Source organism: Arsenicibacter sp. R0_47, assembly GCF_057652235.1.
In genome coordinates, this window is the sequence record NZ_JBYFCJ010000004.1 from 397,884 (window position 1) to 417,731 (window position 19,848).

At 39.1% G+C, this 19,848-nt stretch carries 25 protein-coding genes, 4 tRNA genes and 1 pseudogene; 28 read left to right on the top strand and 2 right to left on the bottom strand.

Annotated features, from left to right (window positions below):
* Window positions 1-14 precede the first annotated feature (14 nt).
* Window positions 15-701: a tetratricopeptide repeat protein gene (locus AC23NW_RS10370; protein WP_487449312.1), complete on the bottom strand. Its 687-nt coding sequence runs from the start codon at window positions 699-701 to the stop codon at window positions 15-17.
* Between the two features lie 57 nt (window positions 702-758).
* Window positions 759-1,721, bottom strand: a complete 963-nt coding sequence (locus AC23NW_RS10375) for a vWA domain-containing protein (protein ID WP_487449313.1) — start codon at window positions 1,719-1,721, stop codon at window positions 759-761.
* A gap of 166 nt (window positions 1,722-1,887) precedes the next feature.
* On the opposite strand from AC23NW_RS10375, the gene AC23NW_RS10380 reads away from it, so the two are divergent.
* The 28 genes and pseudogenes from AC23NW_RS10380 (at window position 1,888) to AC23NW_RS10515 (ending at window position 19,789) form a co-directional block, all read left to right on the top strand.
* Window positions 1,888-1,974: transfer RNA gene (locus AC23NW_RS10380), tRNA-Ser, on the top strand.
* A gap of 73 nt (window positions 1,975-2,047) precedes the next feature.
* Window positions 2,048-2,125, top strand: a tRNA-Pro gene (locus tag AC23NW_RS10385).
* A 64-nt stretch (window positions 2,126-2,189) separates the two neighbouring features.
* Window positions 2,190-2,264 (top strand) — tRNA-Pro (locus AC23NW_RS10390).
* A 194-nt stretch (window positions 2,265-2,458) separates the two neighbouring features.
* Window positions 2,459-2,532 (top strand) — tRNA-Arg (locus AC23NW_RS10395).
* A gap of 271 nt (window positions 2,533-2,803) precedes the next feature.
* A complete protein-coding gene (locus tag AC23NW_RS10400; RefSeq protein ID WP_487449315.1) occupies window positions 2,804-3,193 on the top strand; it encodes a hypothetical protein in 390 nt (129 codons plus the stop codon).
* Between the two features lie 2 nt (window positions 3,194-3,195).
* Complete coding sequence (locus AC23NW_RS10405; RefSeq protein ID WP_487449316.1) at window positions 3,196-3,810, top strand: hypothetical protein; 615 nt, start codon at window positions 3,196-3,198, stop codon at window positions 3,808-3,810.
* 2 nt (window positions 3,811-3,812) lie between these two features.
* Window positions 3,813-4,232: a hypothetical protein gene (locus AC23NW_RS10410; RefSeq protein WP_487449317.1), complete on the top strand. Its 420-nt coding sequence runs from the start codon at window positions 3,813-3,815 to the stop codon at window positions 4,230-4,232.
* Complete coding sequence (locus tag AC23NW_RS10415; RefSeq protein ID WP_487449318.1) at window positions 4,219-4,461, top strand: hypothetical protein; 243 nt, start codon at window positions 4,219-4,221, stop codon at window positions 4,459-4,461. Before AC23NW_RS10410 ends, AC23NW_RS10415 begins: the two co-directional genes overlap by 14 nt.
* 11 nt (window positions 4,462-4,472) lie before the next feature.
* Window positions 4,473-4,964, top strand: coding sequence for a YpsA SLOG family protein (locus AC23NW_RS10420; RefSeq protein ID WP_487449319.1), 492 nt, complete (start codon window positions 4,473-4,475; stop codon window positions 4,962-4,964).
* A gap of 275 nt (window positions 4,965-5,239) precedes the next feature.
* Window positions 5,240-5,551 (top strand): annotated as a pseudogene (locus AC23NW_RS10425) (glucosaminidase domain-containing protein); the annotation flags it as partial.
* Between the two features lie 50 nt (window positions 5,552-5,601).
* Window positions 5,602-6,117, top strand: a complete 516-nt coding sequence (locus AC23NW_RS10430) for a hypothetical protein (protein ID WP_487449653.1) — start codon at window positions 5,602-5,604, stop codon at window positions 6,115-6,117.
* A gap of 229 nt (window positions 6,118-6,346) precedes the next feature.
* Window positions 6,347-6,601, top strand: coding sequence for a hypothetical protein (locus tag AC23NW_RS10435; RefSeq protein WP_487449321.1), 255 nt, complete (start codon window positions 6,347-6,349; stop codon window positions 6,599-6,601).
* Window positions 6,602-6,704: 103 nt separating this feature from the next.
* Window positions 6,705-7,583: a hypothetical protein gene (locus tag AC23NW_RS10440; protein WP_487449322.1), complete on the top strand. Its 879-nt coding sequence runs from the start codon at window positions 6,705-6,707 to the stop codon at window positions 7,581-7,583.
* 107 nt (window positions 7,584-7,690) lie between these two features.
* The gene (locus tag AC23NW_RS10445; protein ID WP_487449324.1) at window positions 7,691-8,599 is read left to right on the top strand and encodes an LAGLIDADG family homing endonuclease; all 909 of its coding nucleotides are present in this window, start codon (window positions 7,691-7,693) and stop codon (window positions 8,597-8,599) included.
* Window positions 8,600-9,314: 715 nt separating this feature from the next.
* Window positions 9,315-10,115, top strand: a complete 801-nt coding sequence (locus AC23NW_RS10450; RefSeq protein WP_487449325.1) for a hypothetical protein — start codon at window positions 9,315-9,317, stop codon at window positions 10,113-10,115.
* Between the two features lie 3 nt (window positions 10,116-10,118).
* Window positions 10,119-10,349, top strand: coding sequence for a hypothetical protein (locus AC23NW_RS10455; protein WP_487449327.1), 231 nt, complete (start codon window positions 10,119-10,121; stop codon window positions 10,347-10,349).
* Window positions 10,349-11,572 carry a hypothetical protein gene (locus AC23NW_RS10460; protein WP_487449328.1) on the top strand — a complete coding sequence of 408 codons (1,224 nt, stop codon included), beginning with the start codon at window positions 10,349-10,351 and terminating at the stop codon, window positions 11,570-11,572. Before AC23NW_RS10455 ends, AC23NW_RS10460 begins: the two co-directional genes overlap by 1 nt.
* A 2-nt stretch (window positions 11,573-11,574) precedes the next feature.
* Window positions 11,575-12,534 carry a DUF723 domain-containing protein gene (locus AC23NW_RS10465; protein ID WP_487449329.1) on the top strand — a complete coding sequence of 320 codons (960 nt, stop codon included), beginning with the start codon at window positions 11,575-11,577 and terminating at the stop codon, window positions 12,532-12,534.
* Between the two features lies 1 nt (window position 12,535).
* Window positions 12,536-13,099, top strand: a complete 564-nt coding sequence (locus AC23NW_RS10470; protein ID WP_487449331.1) for a hypothetical protein — start codon at window positions 12,536-12,538, stop codon at window positions 13,097-13,099.
* On the top strand, window positions 13,099-14,490 hold the full coding sequence (locus tag AC23NW_RS10475; protein WP_487449332.1) for a DEAD/DEAH box helicase: 1,392 nt from the start codon (window positions 13,099-13,101) through the stop codon (window positions 14,488-14,490). The genes AC23NW_RS10470 and AC23NW_RS10475 overlap by 1 nt, the downstream gene beginning before the upstream one ends.
* Window positions 14,487-15,149: a hypothetical protein gene (locus tag AC23NW_RS10480; protein ID WP_487449334.1), complete on the top strand. Its 663-nt coding sequence runs from the start codon at window positions 14,487-14,489 to the stop codon at window positions 15,147-15,149. Before AC23NW_RS10475 ends, AC23NW_RS10480 begins: the two co-directional genes overlap by 4 nt.
* A 5-nt stretch (window positions 15,150-15,154) precedes the next feature.
* Window positions 15,155-16,222, top strand: coding sequence for a hypothetical protein (locus AC23NW_RS10485; RefSeq protein ID WP_487449335.1), 1,068 nt, complete (start codon window positions 15,155-15,157; stop codon window positions 16,220-16,222).
* 8 nt (window positions 16,223-16,230) lie between these two features.
* Window positions 16,231-17,103 carry an AAA family ATPase gene (locus AC23NW_RS10490; protein WP_487449337.1) on the top strand — a complete coding sequence of 291 codons (873 nt, stop codon included), beginning with the start codon at window positions 16,231-16,233 and terminating at the stop codon, window positions 17,101-17,103.
* Between the two features lie 56 nt (window positions 17,104-17,159).
* A complete protein-coding gene (locus tag AC23NW_RS10495) occupies window positions 17,160-17,804 on the top strand; it encodes a hypothetical protein (protein WP_487449339.1) in 645 nt (214 codons plus the stop codon).
* A gap of 90 nt (window positions 17,805-17,894) precedes the next feature.
* A complete protein-coding gene (locus AC23NW_RS10500; RefSeq protein ID WP_487449340.1) occupies window positions 17,895-18,884 on the top strand; it encodes a toprim domain-containing protein in 990 nt (329 codons plus the stop codon).
* Window positions 18,851-19,354: a hypothetical protein gene (locus tag AC23NW_RS10505; RefSeq protein WP_487449342.1), complete on the top strand. Its 504-nt coding sequence runs from the start codon at window positions 18,851-18,853 to the stop codon at window positions 19,352-19,354. Before AC23NW_RS10500 ends, AC23NW_RS10505 begins: the two co-directional genes overlap by 34 nt.
* 10 nt (window positions 19,355-19,364) lie before the next feature.
* Window positions 19,365-19,643 carry a hypothetical protein gene (locus AC23NW_RS10510; RefSeq protein WP_487449343.1) on the top strand — a complete coding sequence of 93 codons (279 nt, stop codon included), beginning with the start codon at window positions 19,365-19,367 and terminating at the stop codon, window positions 19,641-19,643.
* Entirely contained in the window at window positions 19,640-19,789 is a 150-nt protein-coding gene (locus tag AC23NW_RS10515) for a hypothetical protein (RefSeq protein ID WP_487449345.1), read from the top strand. Before AC23NW_RS10510 ends, AC23NW_RS10515 begins: the two co-directional genes overlap by 4 nt.
* Window positions 19,790-19,848 lie beyond the last annotated feature (59 nt).

Here is a 19,848-nt window from a genome sequence, read left to right on the forward strand (position 1 = left end):
TATGAAGTGTAAACCTACCAGTGTTTCGACTGGCTTTCCTTTTTCTGTCCGCCCTGACGCCGGCGCCGAGCCAGTTCATAGGGCAGGTCATCGTCACGCATGGCATTCAGGATCTGCATGGCCTGCTCTTCAGACATGTTCAGATTCCGAAGTTTCCGCAACACATCCTTTTGTTCTTCCGACTGCTCAGCCTCAGGATTAGCCTGTTGCGGCTTCGGCTGAGGTTTCGGCTTTTTGTGCTGCTGCGCCGGCGGCAACCCTTTTGGCTTTCCGGAATATAATCGTTTAATCAATTCGTAATTATAACGGGCTGATTTATCGGCCGGATTATTCAGCATAGCCTCGCGGAAAAACGACAGGGCCACCGCACTATCACGCTCCAGGCAGGCAATCACACCCAGCTGGTTTGTTGCCGTAGCGGCCACAGCCTGATCACTGTACCTCAGCACCTTCATATACTCCTGACGGGCCAGCGGATACTGTCTGGTGTGAAAAAGCGCGTGACCGAAATTCAGATGAATATCCGGATTAATCTTCTGCTCAGTTTTCACCAGAAAGCCATAATGTTCGGCTGCCCGAGCATAGTTTTTGGCCGCATACGCTTCTTCGGCCTGTTTTAAGGCCAAATTACGGACCGAGATCTGGTCAAAACCCTGCCAGTTCCAAAGCCAAACCCCCGCTATAAGTACGAAAAAACGCATATATCTATGAATGCCCCGCCCAAAATTAGTACGAAACTTTGATTTGAAATACCCGTATTACAGCCGGAAGGTCCGTAAGGTAAAGATCAGATCAAAGATTATAAGTGCCAGTGCCGCAGCAAGAAAATAATAATACTTATTGGTGCTCACCGCTACCCGCTGCTGGTCAACGACCTGTCCGCGTACAGCCCGTAGCTGGCTCACAAGTTCCGTCAGATACGTTGCGTTCGCATCAGCCTCAATATATTTCCCGTCGGTGGCGGTTACCAGTTGCTGTAAAAACGAACGATTCAGCCTTGTGCGTACAATCTGCCGGCGGTCGTCGCGCACAAAATCACTACCATTCCGGATGGTACTGCCCCCTTCGGTACCCACCCCGACCGTAAACAAGGAGACGCCGAATGCCTTTAAGCGCCGGACCATAACCTGGCTGCACGGCCCGAAGTTTTCACCATCGGAAAACAAGACGATGGCCTTTGAACTCTGCCGCGTCGAACTATCGCCGGTAAATTTCTGCAGGGCTCCTTCCAGTGCACTGCACAGATTTGTCCCGCCCGAAGGCGATATTGTTGTCTGCAGGTCGAGGGTAAAGCGTTTGACAGCATCATGGTCGGCAGTAAGCGGCGAGAGTACAATCGCTTCATCGGCAACGGCCATGAGGCCGAAGCGGTCAGCAGCCAGCGAATCAGTCAGCTGGCGGATATCGTACTTAATCCGTTCGAGCCGCGTCGGTGCAATGTCGGACGCATCCATTGACTTCGAGACATCCACCAGTAAAAATATATCACGGATACGGGAGTTGACAGATTGATCTGCTTCACCAAAAGAAGGACCGAGTAAGGCAATTAATAATAAAATAAAATACCCGGACCGGATAAAAAACTTTGGAATTACGGCCCATGCGGTTGTCTGTAATTGTCTGGCTAAATAAAAAGTCCGGAAAAAGAATCCGGTATAGAGCACTAAAAACAATCCGACAAAAAAAATTTCTAAAAAAGTTAACGAATAAAGCCAGGTCATTTTTTGGGTATATTCACCTGAAAACAAGCGAATTGTTTATAATTTAGCCTTAGTTTGTTTTTGCGAATTTACTGTTTCTTCAAATATTTTTTCAGAAAAAGCTTGACAAACGCCAAAATCCGTTCTACTTTTGTGTCCCGATCAGCAATAAGCCAATCGCGAAAACGGAGAGATGGGTGAGTGGCTGAAACCAGCAGTTTGCTAAACTGCCGTACCCGTAAGGGTACCGAGGGTTCGAATCCCTCTCTCTCCGCCCGGAAACAACAGGTTTCCGAGATACTTGACAAACTGATAAAGAGATCATACTCTTAGATAACTAAGCAATTCGGGGTGTAGCGCAGTCCGGTTAGCGTACCTGGTTTGGGACCAGGTGGTCGTAGGTTCGAATCCTACCACCCCGACCAATTAATTGCTTACAGAGCTTTTAACACAACATTTAGTTATTAACAGGGTTCTCAATATCAACAACGGGGTGTAGCGCAGTCCGGTTAGCGTACCTGGTTTGGGACCAGGTGGTCGTAGGTTCGAATCCTACCACCCCGACTAAGCCGTCAAATTCTCTGAATTTGGCGGCTTTTTGTTTTTATAGCCATTCCGCTTAGCCCGTACCGGTTTGTTCCCGACAGTTCCGGAACGGCTAAATCTGAATCGTAACGCCCTATTCTTTGCTTCGGCTTATATTTTTCGTATCTTTGTGGCCGGAAAAACGGCCGGCTTCACTGGCTCTTAATCCAAAAGGTCCCGTAGCTCAGCTGGATAGAGCATCTTCCTTCTAAGAAGGCGGTCTTTGGTTCGAATCCAAACGGGATCACTAAGAAACTCAATGAGTTAGAAGTGTTTTACAAACGGGATTTTTTAGTATTTGTAAAACACTCGTAAAACACAATAAATCAGCTATCGAAAACAAAGGTAGCTGATTTATTATTTCTGTAAAATCTCCCTACAATTGTTAACCGGACGGAACACCTGATTGAACAGGTTCACCACTACACCGGACCGGCAATTTCTCCTGTTTACATTTCATGTTTCCTTCTCAATTGTATTGATCATGCAATCAGTACGACTTCTTCTATTTTTCAGAAATGGGATTATCGCAATATGAAATCGCGTACAAAATGTATGCGGCAGAAGCGGAAGAATGGTACCGGAATTTTCCGTATCAGCTACACTTTAATGAAGATTTCAAACAGTGGGTTTCCATACAAAACATAACGGATTGGTCTGATAATAAACATCCGGTACCTACACAGGAATGGATAATTAATATCTTCCGCAGAAGGTATTTGATGGGAAAACGCTATACCTATACCGGAACCGAAGAAAACGCATATCGTGCGGCATTCTGGGATTTTTACACTCTTTGGTGGAAAGGGTGGGGTCGTACATCTCCTGAGCTTGCGTACAACAAATACTGCAACTACAAAGTCAACAATCAGGAATCCGCTTACGGATACCACATCTTCGGTATGTAACCATGCACTTACTAATAAATCACCTGTGGCGTGAGCATTCACAGGAAATTGTTGAAAAAAGCATTCTTAACTGTCACGTAAAGGGAATGCACAGTATCATGCTGCTTGATACACCCGAGCACCGGATACGGATGTTCATTACAACACCGGATCATCAGCTGTACCACAACTTTGATTATACAGATCCTGAACATTCACTGGCATTTCATGCGCATCATTGTAATCTGGAGCTGCAGGTAGTTAAGGGATCTATTCTCAACAAAATCATTTCAGTTGATTATTTCGGAACAATGCATCTGGACATGTTTGAATATAAGAGCAAAATTCTGCATGGGGAAGGTGGATTTGTCAAAACCGGTAAAAACGTGTTTACGGAAATCCGGTCTGATATACTGGATATGGGAACAGGTATGTATATGCTGGCACATCAGATTCATACCGTGGCAATCCCTCAAACTGTATGTAGTGCGTGGATTGTGTTTGAAGGTAAGGAAGATGCACTGTATCAGTCTGTTTGTTACAGTAAACGTGATCTGACCACAGTTCCGGTAAATGATCTGTATCAGAAACCCTCATTCAGTGAAGTACGGGATTTATTAAAACTTGCAGGATTCTGACTATGAAACCAATCAGTAAACTCGTTACAGATTATCTGGTAAAGAAATTACCGGAAAACATTACCATTCAATATACCAGTTTTAAGGAAGGATATACACCTTACCCGCATATATCTTACACGGTATGTCAGCAGATCGCCAATGCGGTAATTCCGATGGTAAAAGCTGAACTGAAAAAAATTCACGTATACCAGCCAACCATTAAAACCTTACAATTCCGTAAGGTAAACGATTCGCTCTACGTTTGTGATGTACCGGATAACTATGATATTCAGGTATATCAGTACCTCAACAAATGGCACATCAAAATTCCGTTTGTAAATATCTATACGTTTGAAACGGAACAGGAAGCTATGGATAATGTTCAGAAGATCCTTGAACAGTTTGTTCACTCTTTTATTGATCACAATGAACCTGCTTGATTTAGCAAAAGGAAAAACAGTACGGGTACTTACTGATGCAAAAGTGCATGTCAATCTCATCGTTGAATCCATCGAAACGGTTCCCCGCAGTAAGGATCTTGCACCGGCTACCCGCGAAAATGATTGGTGGCCCCCGCAGGAAACATGGACGGAGTACAGGGTTAAGTTTACCAACGGGTTTGTGAAAACCTACAGAAACATAAATGAAATTCAATTTGTAAACGTATAAACCCTAACGTTATGTCACTACATACGGTTATTTCGGGAGGACAAACCGGAGTTGATCAGATTGGTCTGAAAGTTGCAAAATCACTTGGATTTGCAACAACCGGATATGCACCTAAAGGATTTAAACCAGAAAACGGTCCGTGTATAGAACTAAAAACAGAGTATGGTCTGGTTGAATTACCTGAAACAAATTATTATGTTCGCACACGACGTAACGTATTGTTGGGATCAGGTACTGTAATTTTCGGAAATACCGGTAGTCCGGGAACATCCCAGACAATAGCTATTTGTGAGGTTGAACAAAAACCTTATATTTGCAATCCTTCAGCAGAACAATTACGGGACTGGGTTATTGATAATCAAATCAATATTCTTAACGTAGCAGGAAACAGAGGTTCGAAACTGTCCACTGTACAGGTTAAATATATTACTTCCGTATTGTTTTTTGCACTTTCTCAACTCCTGCAGTTTACAAAAACGCAGGAAAAATTCTCCCTGTTTTAATGTACAAGTCAACTCCCCGGAACATTCAGTGGATATTTACAGCTATTCAGGATAATTCTGCCGTTATCGGTCAGAAAGCATCTGATGGTAAATTAATTACAGAGCATATTATCGAATATGTTTTCATGAACGAATTCGCTACCGAAACTGATGTTAAATTATTGGTTAAACGGTATATCTGCGAAAATCTCTGATCTCTTTCAAAATCATAGATTGTTGATTTCCAGTGGGTTGATATAGTATATTTGTACTTTACACCATGTAAATCCAATTTAATGTTAAAATGTCTAATCGTAACTGTTTTATTGAATTATGGTTTGGTAATTGAAAAAATAAAACAACGTCAAATTAAGTACAAGGAAATTGCAATACTCCAGTTTCTTTGGGAAACTCAGTGGGGTACTTCTGATGTATTCAAACACAACAATTGTTTTGGATTCAAGTACCGCAAAAAATACGCTGATTATAAAATCTCCGGTAGTGCGTATGGTGGATATACTACAATCGACCGATCAATTGATCACTACGAAACACTACAGAAAATTGCCATCTCCAAGTATCACATCCGATCCGAAAAGGATTATTTAGCTTACCTCAACAACATTTATTCACAGGAAAAAAAACGTTCGTATTCATCATGTTTAACTCAAATCAAAACGCGTCTTCTGAAATTACACCCGGAAGTTTTCTCGACCAGTGTGAACGCTTCATCGGAAGTGAGTTTGCACTTAAAGGAGTCACTGCAAGCACGTGGGAGTCTTTTAAGTTTTCCCGTTTTTGGTATACGGTCACATTGATTATCGCTAAGTTATTCCCTTACCGGAAGATTGTAATGAAGAAATTCACTATAGATCAGCAGGTAACGGATTGTCAGACCGGTAAGCAGTATAACTGGTTTGCGATGTTCATGGGTAACGATAATAAAGGTACCCGTATGAGCCTGATTTCACGATTAGGTGCTCAATGTGAGATTATGATCGTAAAAGATCGGGAAGTGCTGGATGTGCATTATGGAAAATGGTTCGGGAAAACGTTTTATGGTGTTGTATGTACATTTCAACCTACAGAAACACAGTTGAAGCTTTTTAACGAAGATCCTGCGTTCACGAATGTAAAACCGAAAAAAGCAAAACAATTAGAAACTGTTTTATAATTATGGTAATGATCAGCACTCACGTAGCTCCTGCAAAACCTACGTATATTAACAACCAGACGCACGATGAAATGCGTCAGCTTATATCAGACGCAAGTTCTTCATTATCTATCCGGAACGAAAAACGTCTTGAATTTATGTACAGACTTCAACAACTGATTGATGAATGCGGTATCAGGGATTACAATAGAGTTCCTGATGCAATTGTACCTGTTTTCAATTAAAAAAAATGACACACTGGTTTAGATTACAATTTCCCACCTGCTCGCTGCTGATCAGTAATATTAATTTACTTACCCGGACATGTGATTACAAAGTGAATGATTCTTCAGGTAAACCCGCAAGAGAAGAAAAATCCGCAAAATTCTTTCCGGTTGGTAATGAACATGTTGCTGTAGGAGCATTACAGATTACAAAACAAGTGTTTGAAAAAGCTGTACAAACACTTCTTCCGCAGCAGAACTACGCTGCAATGAGAGCGTAATTACAGTTATCCCACACCACATACAGGAATTATCCCTGCAAACTGGCAGGGATAATGTTTTTACAATTTGAGGAGAGAGGTCGTGACGAGTAGTAACAGATTTGTGTATGACGTAGAAACTTTGGCTAAAGTGTTTACCGCAACTTTTATTGATTACGATACCGATGAAGTACACGTATTTGAAATATCCCGCAGACGCAATGATTTAGAAGCGTTGCGGGATTTTTTATATACCAGAGTACGAGTACTCATCGGTTTTAACTGCATTCATTTTGATAACCCTGTAATAGGATGGTTGCTTGCACAGCCGTTCACAGAATTTGATGATCCGGAATATATTGCACAAAGAGCCTACAAGGTTGCTCAGTTGCTGATTAATTCTGATGATTTTGATCTTACGAGGGATTTCAAAAAATACGGGAAGTTAGGAAATATCATGATTGTGGATGTATTTCTTCACTGGAGCAAAATGCTGCGTATCAGTAAGAAATTATCCCTGAAATTCTTCGCGGTAAATCTGGGTATGAATGTACAGGAAATGCCTATACACCATACACAGGAATACCTTGCGGATGAAGAAATTGATATGGTTATTACCTACAATATCAATGATGTTCGTGTAACAAAACGACTTGCACAGGAACAAAGGGAAGAAATCAATCTGCGTGTCTGGATTTTAGGAACCTACGATATTCCGTGTTTATCGTGGGATGCTCCTAAGATTGCATCAGAACTGCTGTTAAAATCGTATTGTGAAAAAACCGGTGCTGATCCGTACGAAACCAAAAAACGCAAATACATCCGGCCTGTTATTCCGCTGAAAGATGTTGTACCGCATATCGGATTCAAAACGGAGTTCTTCAAACAGATCTACAGCGATATTTGCAATTCGGTAGATTCGTTTAAGGCAGAGTACATATACCGGAACCCTAGCGGAGAACGGTTAAAACTCAGCTACGGTGTTGGTGGGCTAGATAAATAAGTGGCCTCTTTGTGAGAAATCACAAAGTAATAAAATGGGTAAAATCGGTAAAATCTTTTGCCACTTTAACTTGTAAATTAGTAATAATACTTGTAAGTTTATAATATATGAAAACTCGCACGTTTATTTCTAATCAAGTTAAAGATTCCGTTAAACATTTGCTTTTAAATAATGTTTCTTATTTAGAAATTTCAGAAAAAACTGGACTATCTGTTCGACAGATCCGAGATATTAGATTGGTAAATAATTTACCAAAACAAGATAATCACGGATATACAAAAACAGTAAATCATCATTATTTTGATAGTATTAATACTGAAGAAAAAGCATATATAATGGGTTTTTTAATTGCGGATGGATGTATTATTATCGAACCAAAAAAGAAAAACAACAAAATATATTCTTACACAAAACGTATATCATTTTGTAACAGTATTGATGATAAAGAAATAATTGAAAAAATTCAATCTGAAATTTCACCAGAATCTCCTATTAAAGAGATAATAAATAAAAAAGGAGCATTAAATCGTAAACCACAAATTAGCCTTCGAATAAACAGTAAAAATATTGTAAACACATTAATTGATATTTACAATATTTTCCCACAAAAAACAAATGATACGTTATTTAATTTTCCTTTTGAAAAAATACCGGGAAATCTTCAACGTCATTTTATTAGAGGTCTATTTGATGGAGATGGAAATTTAAAGCAAAATAAATTTTCAACAAACAGTAATATTTCAATTATTTCAAGTTCTGTTACTTTTTTAAATCAAGTGGGTAATGTAATAAAATCTGAAACAGGAGTACTTTTTAGTGTAAAAACAATAAAAGGAAAAACTGTAGATTATGCTATATTACATACTAAATTTAATGAAACTAAAAAAGGAAGCGACTTAAATAATAACATTCTTTTAAGTAAGTCTTTGTACGATTTTTTATATGAAAACGCAACTATTTACTTAGAACGAAAACGAAATAAATTCTTAATTAACGGAAAGACAATACCGAGGTAACTATTACTGGAAAGGTGTAATAGTACCGTAACGCATAGAAGATGAGTTCTAACAATAATTCTTCCAAGAGTATCCATCACCTGAACAGATAACGCTGAAGGTGAAAATGTATGCTGAACTATATCAACTGGCAAGAAGATATAGAACTATCAGATAAAAAGCTGATAGGATAACAAACTTGGCACAGTATTAATAAAAACCAGAAGTATTTTACCGGTAATGGCTGGATTGTAAAAACATCCGATGTTGCATCACTTTACCCTACCTTCATTATCGGATTCGGGTATGTGTCTCCTGCGTTAGGTACAGCGATCCTTGATGTATACAAATCCATTAAAGCTGAACGTTTAATTGCCAAGAAAAATAAGGATAAGGTTAAGGATGCGTTCCTCAAACTTGTACTTAATAGCTTTAGTAGAAAAATCTCTTTTGAAATTAAGAGATAAATGAACTGCTACTTTCAGAAGAAATTCTGATTGAAAAACGGGGGAAAATCGGTGAAGTCCGCCACAGTGAGGATAATACCGAGAGGGGTTCTGTAGAGAAATAATAAAACAGGATTCCTTGTAGAGCATAGAAGTTGATCATCTCAGAAAAAATACTTCCAAGAGTCTCCCGCACCTGAACAGATAATGCTGAAGGTGAAAATGTATGCCGAACTTACACAATGGTAAAGTGTAAGAACTATCAGATAAAAAGCTGATAGGATAACAAATTGGGTCTTTTAGATAATCAGCATTCATGGTTGTATGCACCGGAACAAGCTCTCGCATTACGCTTACATGGTCAGCTTCTGCTTTCACGTGTTGTTGAAGAATGCGGATTAGGCGGTATTGATGTAGTCTCTGTAAATACGGACGGTGTGGAAGTGCGTTTACACGAATCCCAACTCGAAACTTACGACAAACTGCTTGCAGAAATCGAAAATGAGTTTAGTGTGGTATTCGAATCGGATACGTATAGCTCCATCCGTTACCTGACCGTAAATGATTATATCGCAATTACAGAGCAGGGGAAAATTAAGGTAAAGGGTTGTTTTTTACCGGGTAAATTCAAAGATGATGAAGATGTTCTGCACGCTGAACCAATTGTAGATGGTTCTAACGAATTCAACATTATTGCCAAAGCATTAATAAATTACTTTGCAAAAGGTATTCCTGTTGAAAAAACGATAGAACTGTCCACAAATATTTATGATTTTTGCAAAGCGCAGAAAATTGACAGGAACTATAATGTGTACTTTGACGGAAAACTGCAGCAGCAGTTAAACCGGTATTTTGTAGCAACTGCAAATAAAGGTAAATACCTCTATAAGCAGAAAAAAGGTAAAAAAACGATGGAAAACGTTTTGAAAGATACTCCGATATGTATTATTAACGGAGAGGTCACAAAACCGATAGAAGATTTTCCCATTAATTATCAGTGGTATATCTCCAAATGTAATGAGATAATTGATGTTTTTGAACCAAAACAGATGAGTTTATTCGGATCATCTGCTTCTCAAATCGCTGCTTAAAAAATGAAAAAGATTTCAGGATTTTTGCTGATAGCACTGATCATGCTTTTATCAGCAGGAGTACCCGCTAATAAACAAATGTGGGCAATTACATACGGAATTGAATACGATCACGATGAATTGCGGAAAGCATTACGTGAAAAGTATGAAGCAGGATGGGTATTAAAAGAATCTATCGAAACATGTCGTGGGCAGGGATATTTCTGCACAGTAACACTTGTATTTGAACGATAATGAGTGCTTCTTCTAATTACTGTAAACTTATCTGTGTTACCGAAAATAACAACAATAAGTTTTATGAAATGAAATGGGCAGGTGGATCCACGTTTGATGTTACATACGGACGGGTGGATTCTACAGCTACAAAAATTACAAAACCCTATTCACAATGGAATAAAATCCGCAGTGAAAAACTCAATAAGGGTTATGTAGATGTAACGCATACCGTTTCAGAGAAAACAGAACAGGTTTCCGGAGACACTGTTGTGAAACAGGTGCAGGTTGCATTAACCAAAGCTGAACGGTTTCTGCAGTTAATGCAGAACTACACAAACAAGCTCGTATCGAGTACATATTCGGTAAAGGCTGTCAGTGTAACACAGGCACAGGTTGATGAAGCACAGTTGATTATCAATGAGTTAGTCAATCTGGGTAATCAGAAGGATCTTGAAAAAAATCCTCAGATTATCTCGGAAATCAACAAAAAACTCATTAACTTGTACACTGTTATTCCCCGCTATATGGGGAATGTACGTGATCACCTCTACCCTTCCATTGATCCGGGTAAACGGTTTCAGGACGAACAGGATAATCTGGATGCAATGCGCTCACAGGTAGCGTTACTGCTGAAAAATAAACCTGCGGATACACCTGCTGAAGAAAAAACACATCAAACCATTGCAGATACGTTAGGTCTGATTATCGAAGAATCACAGGTTACACCTGAAATTCAGTATCTGATAGATCAGATTACAACCAATCACCGGAAAATCGAAGGAATTTACGCAATCCGTAAGGCAGAAGAAGATAACTGGTTTAACACATGGTTATCCGGTCAGGAAAACAAGAATACCCGTATTCTTATTCACGGTACGCGCTGTACTTCAGTGATTCCGATTCTGGAACAGGGATTAAAAATCCGTCCTTCCGGTAATTTTCAGTTTTCAGGTAAAGTGTACGGAGATGCCAGCTATTTCAGTGAGGTTGTATCAAAATCATTAAATTATACAGGATATGATGATGATAAAATCTTGCTCGTTTATGAAGTACACGTAGGTAATCCATTTGTATATCAGGGTTGGTATACAGGAAACAGTTTCAAACTTTGTTATTCTGAATTAAAAAAACGGGGATTTGATAGTACTTACGTCAACGCTGGAAATGGATTATTGAATTCGGAAATTGTTATTTATGATGAACGACAATACCGGATTCGGGGGATTATTCACTTAAAATGAGAATGCCGGTAAAACTTACTACCATCGAATTTATTAGAAGGTCTAAACTAAAGCACGGGGATAAATACGATTATTCAAAAGTTGAATACGTTGATGCTTTTACTAAAGTTTGCATTATTTGTCCTATTCATGGCGATTTTTTGCAAGCCCCAGATACCCACTACAAATGCGGTTGTAGTAAGTGTAAAGGACAATTAATCACAAAGAGTAAGATAAAAATTGATCAAAATGAATTCATTAGACGAGCTAATAAGATTCATAATCATTTTTATAATTACGACTGGGTTAATTATACCGATTTAAAATCAAAAATAGAAATCGTGTGTCCTGTTCACGGAAGCTTTTCACAAACAGCATCAAAACATCTTCATCAAGGTAGAGGATGTAGAAAATGTGCTGAACAAAGAGCTTCTGATTCATTAAGAATGACAAGGGATGAGTTTGTAGAACGTTGTAACTTAGTTCACAACAATGTATATAATTACTCTTTAGTCAAATTTTTGAATCAACATGATAAGATTACGATTATTTGTAATCGACATGGTAAATTTATACAATCTGTTCAATCTCATTGCAAAGGAAAGAAATGCAGAAAATGTTCTATTGAACAAAAACTGGATAATGAATCATTTTACAATTTCACAAAAGATAGATGGATTAAAATAACAAAATCTGGATATTTGTATCTTGTGAAAATGTACAATGAAAATGAGATTTTTTACAAGGTAGGTATTACAAATAACATTGTAGAGAGATTTCGTTATTTGAAAAAATACCAATACGAAGTAATAAGTACTTTGTTTAAAAATGAAGATGTGGGAATTCTTTGGGAACTTGAAAAGGAGTTTCATTTAGAAAATCAACAATTTAAATACGCTCCTAATCACTTAATTACAGGATTTACAGAATGTTATCAATTTACTTCAAACGTTCTGTCTGCATTTCAGTCGAAAATTAAGTAACATGAACAACAAAATTCTTCAGGCTGCAGAAAATCTGCTGCGGGTAAACAATCAGGTAACAACGCTGGAAATCAAAAATCATCTGCGTCAGCTGTATCCTAATGAAGTATGGAATCAGGATGCTATATCAGCTGCAATGATTCAGTTTGAACAGGAAGGTAAATTTATGTTTACCGATAACGGTACCTACCGGACGTATACAGGGGGGTCGTTACCTCAGCAGCCACAGATTCCGGTAGCTCCTGTAGTAACTTCTGCTACAACTGCATCGGTAGTAACCGTAACCACAGTTCCTGCAATACAGCGGATTTCCGTTAAAAAAGCCCTTGAACTGATGCAGAACAACAAGGGTAAGTTTTTTAAGGCACGGTTTACCAAAAAGAAAGGGGAAGATCGTCAGATCAGTTGTTCCTACATTGCCAATCAGGATCTTACGCAAGGATATGTAAAAGTACGGGATGCAGCACTGCTGGCAAAAAAAGAACCGGATCCGGTTCGTCAGATTAATCTGCAAACAATTTACGAGCTGCAGATCGGAAATCAGGTATATAAAATCAAACGGTAATGCATGTACGGCAATTCACGGAAAGTGAAATCCGTGAAGCGTTGACCATTACGGATATTAACCAGCGGAAAGCATTTCTGCAAACCATTATCATTGATCATTTTGCAAAAACAGGTAATCTGATTGTGGAAGCCTTTACCGGATTCGGTAAGGGTTTCCTCTGCAGGGACATGTTACGCAGATACCGGGTAAAATTCAATGATTATGTAAATGTGGTTTCTCCCAAAATTTCTATTTATGAAATGTGGGAAGAAGAGCTGAAACATCAGCAGTTTGTCCGTAATTTTGTTATCAACTCTTATACCCGCAGTATTTCTGAAGAAGAACGCAGATGTGGTGTTCTCATTCTGGATGAAGGTCACTGGGCAGCGGGAGAGCAAAGCAGGTTTTTTTCTACGGCAATACCGATTACCACTACTTCCAGAATACTGCTGTTAAGTGCTACACTCCGTAAGGATCAGCGGGATTATCTTGAATCAGTAGGAATTCACAATACGTTTAAAATTCCGCTGTCTACAGGTATCCGGTTAGGTATTCTTCCCACGTACTATCAGTTCAATATTCCGGTTCAGCTTGACATGGATGAAAAAGCTGAGTATCTGGAAACGCAGAACCAGTACAACAAAGCACTTTCCACATTCCTGCTGTTTGATCCTGAACAGGCTGTATTTTACGCAAATGCCTGTTTAACTAAAAAAGGAAACACTGTTCTTATAAACGGTAAACAGTTAACAGGTAAACAGGTTTCTGAATTAATCGGAGGTAAACTAAACCGGAGTGCCGGTACAATTATGGGGGATGCTGTAAAATGGCAGCAAGCAACCACCAGACGTAAATTAATTCTTCAACGTGCAATAGCAAAAGAACACGCAATTGAAGAAATCCTCAATGTACTTGATTCAAAACGGGTACTGGTGTTCGCTCCGCTTATAGATACAGCGGAACGGATTGCAAAAAAATATTCTTCTTCAGGAGCAGCATACCACTCAAAACTAAGTGCAAAGAAAGCAAAACAAACACTGGATTTCTTTGATGCTGAGTTATTTAATCATTTGATTAGCTGTGGAAAGCTGAAAGAAGGAGTTAATATTTCCAACATCTCATATGGTGTAAATGTTGCTATTAATTCTCAGGCAAAGGATCTTATTCAGATGATGGGTAGAATTCTGCGTTACGAGAAAACAAATCCTGAAAAAATAGCCGTGATGATGAATATCTATGTCGAGGATTTTGATGTAGCATCACACCAAATATTATCACAGGAAAAAAAATGGTTACGTTCTGCACAATTCGGTCAGCCGTTTGTTCAGTGGCTTGAATCAATAAACGATTTATGGGATGAACTTGAACACTTAAACATTATAACGAGAGAGATCGAGGTAGCGATATGATCGAATTGCAAAAAACTCTGGATTACCTGAATCGTACGGGTTTGATGATGGAAGAACTGAATCTGTGTCTGATCATACAGGCACTGGAAACAGATTTAGGTGATTCCAAATTACGCAAATCCATAACCACGTATTTTCAGAAACATACGTTTTTTGAATCAGGTAAGGTACCCGTCAATATCGGATGGGTAGATATTGCAGATAGTCTGATTAAAAAGGGGTATCTGCAATCCGGAGGAGGTCACGCAAAACAGGATAAGGACGGTAAACTTTTACTGCAGTTATCCCGCTTAATGGTTACAGATAAATTCCGTGATACAGTATTTGGTACGGACGATACGCTCGAAATGTACTGGGAGGAATTTGTTAATGCGTACGGTAAAATCATGAAACTCAGCAACGGACAGATGGTTTCCACCATGCTGCCCAATACAACTAAGGGTGAAGATTTAGCCGATGTAAAACGCAAGTTCTGGAAAATATGCGATTACGGTAATTTAGCAACTTGTGAGAAAGTACTGGATATGACACAGCAATATGTGGAAATGTTCGGTAACAATTACAAGATTACCAATTTCCTTGACAATTACAATACGTTGATTGAGACAATGATAGAGAAGAAATCATTGCAGACTGAAACAGCTCATGAAACGTATTGATTTTTATGTTCGGGGAAATTTATGATTACATTGATGAATGCCGTAATAATGAATTTATAGGCATTCCGTTGGGATTTAAAGGTAGATTCGGAGAAGTACTTAACTGTATTGATAAAGGTGATTTGTGGATTGTGACTGCGCAAACATCATGTTATAAATCAGCATTTCTCCGGTCGAAGCTGATCATTCCCATTCTCAATTACGCTGCTGCTACACCTACCGTTACGGTGAAACTGAAAGTTTTTCTGCTGGAAGAAAATGAACGGGATTTTATTATTCAGATCATCAGCTATCTGCTTTACTCGAAATTCAAGGTAGAGATTTCCGAAGACCGTTTACACGGTAGAGGTGAAAAACTGACTGATGATGAGATGGATATGATCCGTCAGGTTCAACCTGCCATTGATTTTTTCAATGAACATGTTGAAATTCTTACGCAGTACAAACATCCGTTTAAGATGTACGAATACATGCGGGATTTTATGCTGCAGAACGGAACATTAACCTACATTAGTAAAAACGCTAATCAGATTCCGAAAGAATACATTCCGGATGATCCCAATACGTACGTGTTCTTTATTATTGATCACGTTTCGGAAATGGAACCGGAAAAGGGAGAATCACTTTTTGATATTCTCGATGATCTCCGGAAAAAATACTGTATGGCACTGAAAAATCTTTTCAGGGTAATTCCCATACTGGTACAGCAGCAGACCATGACCGGTGATACGCTGGTTGTAAGTTCCAAAGGTGAAACACTGGCGGATAAATTAGCTCCTTCATTATCGGAACTTGCTGATAATAAAGGAACAGCACGTGCAGCAACGCACGTAATTTCACTTTTTAACCCTGCAAACTACGATCTGGATGAATACAAACAGTTCAAGGGTTTGCGAAGACTGAAAGATAATTTCTTATATCTGATGGTTCATAAAAACCGGAGAGGGAAAAAGAATGTAGGTGTTGGTTTGTGGGTTCGTCCCGTATCCAAACACTTTGAAACAATTCCCAATCCGGTAACGGATACTACAGAATATTTTTCATTTATCAATCAGCAGCAACAATCAAATTAACAACACCCATGCAATTAAGAAAAGCAAGCAGACAGGCAGTAAAGCTCAAAATTGGTTTTTCCGGTCCATCCGGTTCAGGTAAAACGTTAAGTGCGCTTCGTGTAGCGTATGGTTTAACGGGGAATTGGGATAAAATTGCCGTAATTGATACCGAAAACGGTTCCGGTGAATTATATACCGGAATGGAAGGTACATCGGATGGAAAAAATTTCAAAATCGGTGAGTATAATTACATTGCTTTAACTAACTTTGCACCCGAGCTTTATATTAAAGCAATCACTGCCTGTGAAGAAGCAGGAATTGAAGTAATCATCATTGATTCAATTACGCACGAATGGGAGTTTCTTGTTGATGCTCATTCGAAAATGAGTGGTAATTCTTTCAGCAACTGGGGACAAATCACTCCGCGTCACACTGCGTTTAAGCAGAAAATCCTGCAATCTCCCTGCCATATTTTTACCACTGTCCGCAGAAAACAGGAATACGAATTAGCTAAGGATGAAAAGGGTAAAACTACCGTTCAGAAACTTGGTACCAAAGAGCAGACGCGTGAAGGTTGGGATTACGAAGTAACTGTAAACTTCGAAATCGAACAGAACCATTACGCAAAAGCAAACAAGGACCGGACAAACCTGTTCAATACAGCAGATTTGTTTATTCTGGATGAAAAAGTAGGTGAAAGTCTGTATAAGTGGTCACAGAAGGATGATTCTGCAACACTGCTTGTAAGTGCAAAAATTGATATTTTAAATGCACTGACAATCAATGACCTCAATGCGATTTTCGTTAAATACGGTTCGCTGAAAACGAACGAGGAATTCCTTGCTGCATTACGGAAACAAAAAGAAGAATTAACAGCACCGGCAATCCCTGCAGCTTAACATCTTCCCTCTTTTTTCTTCACATTTTCTCATTTTTTTTAATTACTGATTATTTTATGGAATCTACATTCGAATTTGAATCATTTCTTGATGTTTTAGAAGATCGCGCAGAAGGTATTAATCCTACCCGTGGCGGTACACAAGGTTGTTATCTTACCGCTATTGATTATAAAAAAGAAGAAGGTAAAAATCCCCGCGTTGTTCTTACTATCACGCAGAAACAGGCGGATGGTTCAAAACGGGTAAGTTATCCGTCGATCTGGGATCCACAGGCAGAAAATCCTTCTTATCCGCGTACACCGGAAGAAAGAACAGAGGATATTCGCGTTGCTACTGAAAATCTGGTACACACGCTGAATGTTTTCGGTGTGACAAACGAAATGATCCGTGCAGAGCTGGTGAAGCTACGGGATGCCGGAACGTATGTGCCAAACGATTGGAGTGTTTTTGCGAAAGCAGCTATTGCAGCACTTCCGCAGGGATTCAGCGATAAGGTATCCACCTGGAAGCTGATTTACAAGAAAGATATTCTTTCTCTTCCTAAGTACAAACCGTTTGTTGCGTTGGGTGCCAGTGCATTCAAATGGGATGACCGTTACGATAAAACACTGCCGGAATCTCCGCAGCGTACTGATGCGGGTGTACAACCGGATCCTATTCTGGGAATGGTTGCGAATACACCGACACAGGCAATGTTTTAATTGATTGATTATCAACGACTGAGAGAGCAGGGAGCAATCCCTTCTCTCTTTTTTTCGCTACACCATTACTTGATTTATTGCTGAAGATGTATGCTGGAACATTTAATTGACCGAAAATACATTCTTGACCGCATATCACAGGAAGAAATCTTTGAACGGTACATGGAAGTACGTTGCGAAAAGTACACCAAGTATTGTAATCCGCTTCGGGGGGATCGCTTTCCGGGCTGCAATTTTTTCTGGTGTGATAACGGTAAGGTGTTATTTAAAGATTGGGGTCACAAGAACTACGATTGTTTCGATATGGTGCAGGGGTTGTATAATCTTTCTTTTCAGGAAGCATTACAGCTTGTTGCTGCCGATTTCGGAATCGGAACACAGGTTATGTTTGAAGTTAAGCGGATTCCGCGTGATTTCAAGGTATTGCATAACCGGCGCGAAAATGCTGAATATACTCCGATACAGGTTAAACGTAAACTTTTTTTACCTAAAGAACTGGAATTCTGGAATTTCCGTGATTTTAAGGTAACAGAAGATTTACTGCAGCGGTACCGGATATTCAGCATCTCCCATTACTGGTTTAACGGGAGATTATCAGGAGAAGATTTAAAATACACATTCGGGTATCATTTAGGGTATCCGGACAAATGGCAGATTTACCGTCCGTACGCAAAAAACAAACGGTATAAATTCCGCCAGTCTTCTTCCACATGGGTTATCGGTTTATCAGAAATTGATCCTGCTGCTGACTATGTGATCTGTACAAAAAGTTACAAAGATTGGTTTTGTTTAAAAATTGCAGGTTTCAATGCTGTATGTGTTCTTTCAGAGGAAAAGGTATTTACTGATCAGGAAATAGCTAATCTGAAAGCAAACGGACGCAAGCTTATTTTACTCTATGATAACGATGAAACAGGGGTGAAAATGAGCAAAATACGTTCAGAGCAGTACGATTGCAGTTATATACTGTATCCGTTAGAATGGGAGATTAAGGATACGTATGATGCTATGCGGAAGCATGGCGTTCAACATGTTTCAGATTTCCTATGGCAAGCACTAGAACCAGTAACAAAAAAGTAACAACTGCACAGATCTTACCGTGGACCTATAATGGTAAGCTCTTTACTGAAGTTCCTGAAGGAGCATTCGGTTTTATTTATCTGATTAATGTGATTGATCTTACTACTAATCAGAAATTAGGTCATTATATCGGAAAAAAACAGTTTTACAGTACCCGTACAAAGAAAGTACCTCTTTCTCCTGCAGCAAAACGTACAAAACGTGTAGCAACAACAACCGAAAGCGATTGGGTTAACTATCTCAGCTCATCAAAAGAACTGAAAGAATTAGCAAAAAACCCGCAATACATGTTTGTACGGATGATTCTGCAGTTTGCTTCTCACAAAAAGCAGCTCACTTATCTGGAAATGAAACACCAGATTAAATATCAGGTACTGGAACAGCAGAACAACAGCTTCAACCGGAACATTCTCAACAAGTTTTTTCCTTCGGATATAGTTCCGAAGAAAACATGTGAGGTTTGTCAGTAACAACATAGAGATGAGTGAAACCGTAATCAGACAAACGGTACGTATAGTATACACCGTTACCGCAGAAAAAGTAATTGAAGTTGATGTACCGGAAGATGTGCTGGAAGAGCTTACTGACAACAATGTATTGTTCGATAATGAATGCGATGGATTTGTTGAAATTATCAGTAACAACAAATCCGGAATTTTACATGTGTTAAACGATTTTTCCAACATTCGTTTAAAGCCGGATACAGCTACACCGGTTCTTATGGAAGTAGTTAACAAAAATCCGGATACGATTATATGAATATAACCTACGATACATACCATCAATATCTTGAAAAACGATTCTGGCTGGAACGTAATCCGTTACGCACAGCAGAACAGAATCAGCAGTTAGCTGAATTAATACAGGCTATTACGCAGTATGAAGCTGCAAAAAACCAAACGTAACCATGACTCACGGATTCTGGAATTTAGTATACCACGTGTGGTATTTTCTAAATAAAGCA

Coding starts and splice junctions, on each gene's coding strand:
- AC23NW_RS10515 (WP_487449345.1), top strand. CDS start 19,640: ATGAATATAACCTACGATACATACCATCAATATCTTGAAAAACGATTC.
- AC23NW_RS10465 (WP_487449329.1), top strand. CDS start 11,575: ATGCCGGTAAAACTTACTACCATCGAATTTATTAGAAGGTCTAAACTA.
- AC23NW_RS10375 (WP_487449313.1), bottom strand. CDS start 1,721: ATGACCTGGCTTTATTCGTTAACTTTTTTAGAAATTTTTTTTGTCGGA.
- AC23NW_RS10370 (WP_487449312.1), bottom strand. CDS start 701: ATGCGTTTTTTCGTACTTATAGCGGGGGTTTGGCTTTGGAACTGGCAG.
- AC23NW_RS10470 (WP_487449331.1), top strand. CDS start 12,536: ATGAACAACAAAATTCTTCAGGCTGCAGAAAATCTGCTGCGGGTAAAC.
- AC23NW_RS10510 (WP_487449343.1), top strand. CDS start 19,365: ATGAGTGAAACCGTAATCAGACAAACGGTACGTATAGTATACACCGTT.
- AC23NW_RS10500 (WP_487449340.1), top strand. CDS start 17,895: ATGCTGGAACATTTAATTGACCGAAAATACATTCTTGACCGCATATCA.
- AC23NW_RS10420 (WP_487449319.1), top strand. CDS start 4,473: ATGTCACTACATACGGTTATTTCGGGAGGACAAACCGGAGTTGATCAG.
- AC23NW_RS10505 (WP_487449342.1), top strand. CDS start 18,851: ATGGCAAGCACTAGAACCAGTAACAAAAAAGTAACAACTGCACAGATC.
- AC23NW_RS10430 (WP_487449653.1), top strand. CDS start 5,602: ATGTTTAACTCAAATCAAAACGCGTCTTCTGAAATTACACCCGGAAGT.
- AC23NW_RS10475 (WP_487449332.1), top strand. CDS start 13,099: ATGCATGTACGGCAATTCACGGAAAGTGAAATCCGTGAAGCGTTGACC.
- AC23NW_RS10460 (WP_487449328.1), top strand. CDS start 10,349: ATGAGTGCTTCTTCTAATTACTGTAAACTTATCTGTGTTACCGAAAAT.
- AC23NW_RS10405 (WP_487449316.1), top strand. CDS start 3,196: ATGCACTTACTAATAAATCACCTGTGGCGTGAGCATTCACAGGAAATT.
- AC23NW_RS10445 (WP_487449324.1), top strand. CDS start 7,691: ATGAAAACTCGCACGTTTATTTCTAATCAAGTTAAAGATTCCGTTAAA.
- AC23NW_RS10435 (WP_487449321.1), top strand. CDS start 6,347: ATGACACACTGGTTTAGATTACAATTTCCCACCTGCTCGCTGCTGATC.
- AC23NW_RS10410 (WP_487449317.1), top strand. CDS start 3,813: ATGAAACCAATCAGTAAACTCGTTACAGATTATCTGGTAAAGAAATTA.
- AC23NW_RS10400 (WP_487449315.1), top strand. CDS start 2,804: ATGGGATTATCGCAATATGAAATCGCGTACAAAATGTATGCGGCAGAA.
- AC23NW_RS10490 (WP_487449337.1), top strand. CDS start 16,231: ATGCAATTAAGAAAAGCAAGCAGACAGGCAGTAAAGCTCAAAATTGGT.
- AC23NW_RS10455 (WP_487449327.1), top strand. CDS start 10,119: ATGAAAAAGATTTCAGGATTTTTGCTGATAGCACTGATCATGCTTTTA.
- AC23NW_RS10485 (WP_487449335.1), top strand. CDS start 15,155: ATGTTCGGGGAAATTTATGATTACATTGATGAATGCCGTAATAATGAA.
- AC23NW_RS10415 (WP_487449318.1), top strand. CDS start 4,219: ATGAACCTGCTTGATTTAGCAAAAGGAAAAACAGTACGGGTACTTACT.
- AC23NW_RS10495 (WP_487449339.1), top strand. CDS start 17,160: ATGGAATCTACATTCGAATTTGAATCATTTCTTGATGTTTTAGAAGAT.
- AC23NW_RS10480 (WP_487449334.1), top strand. CDS start 14,487: ATGATCGAATTGCAAAAAACTCTGGATTACCTGAATCGTACGGGTTTG.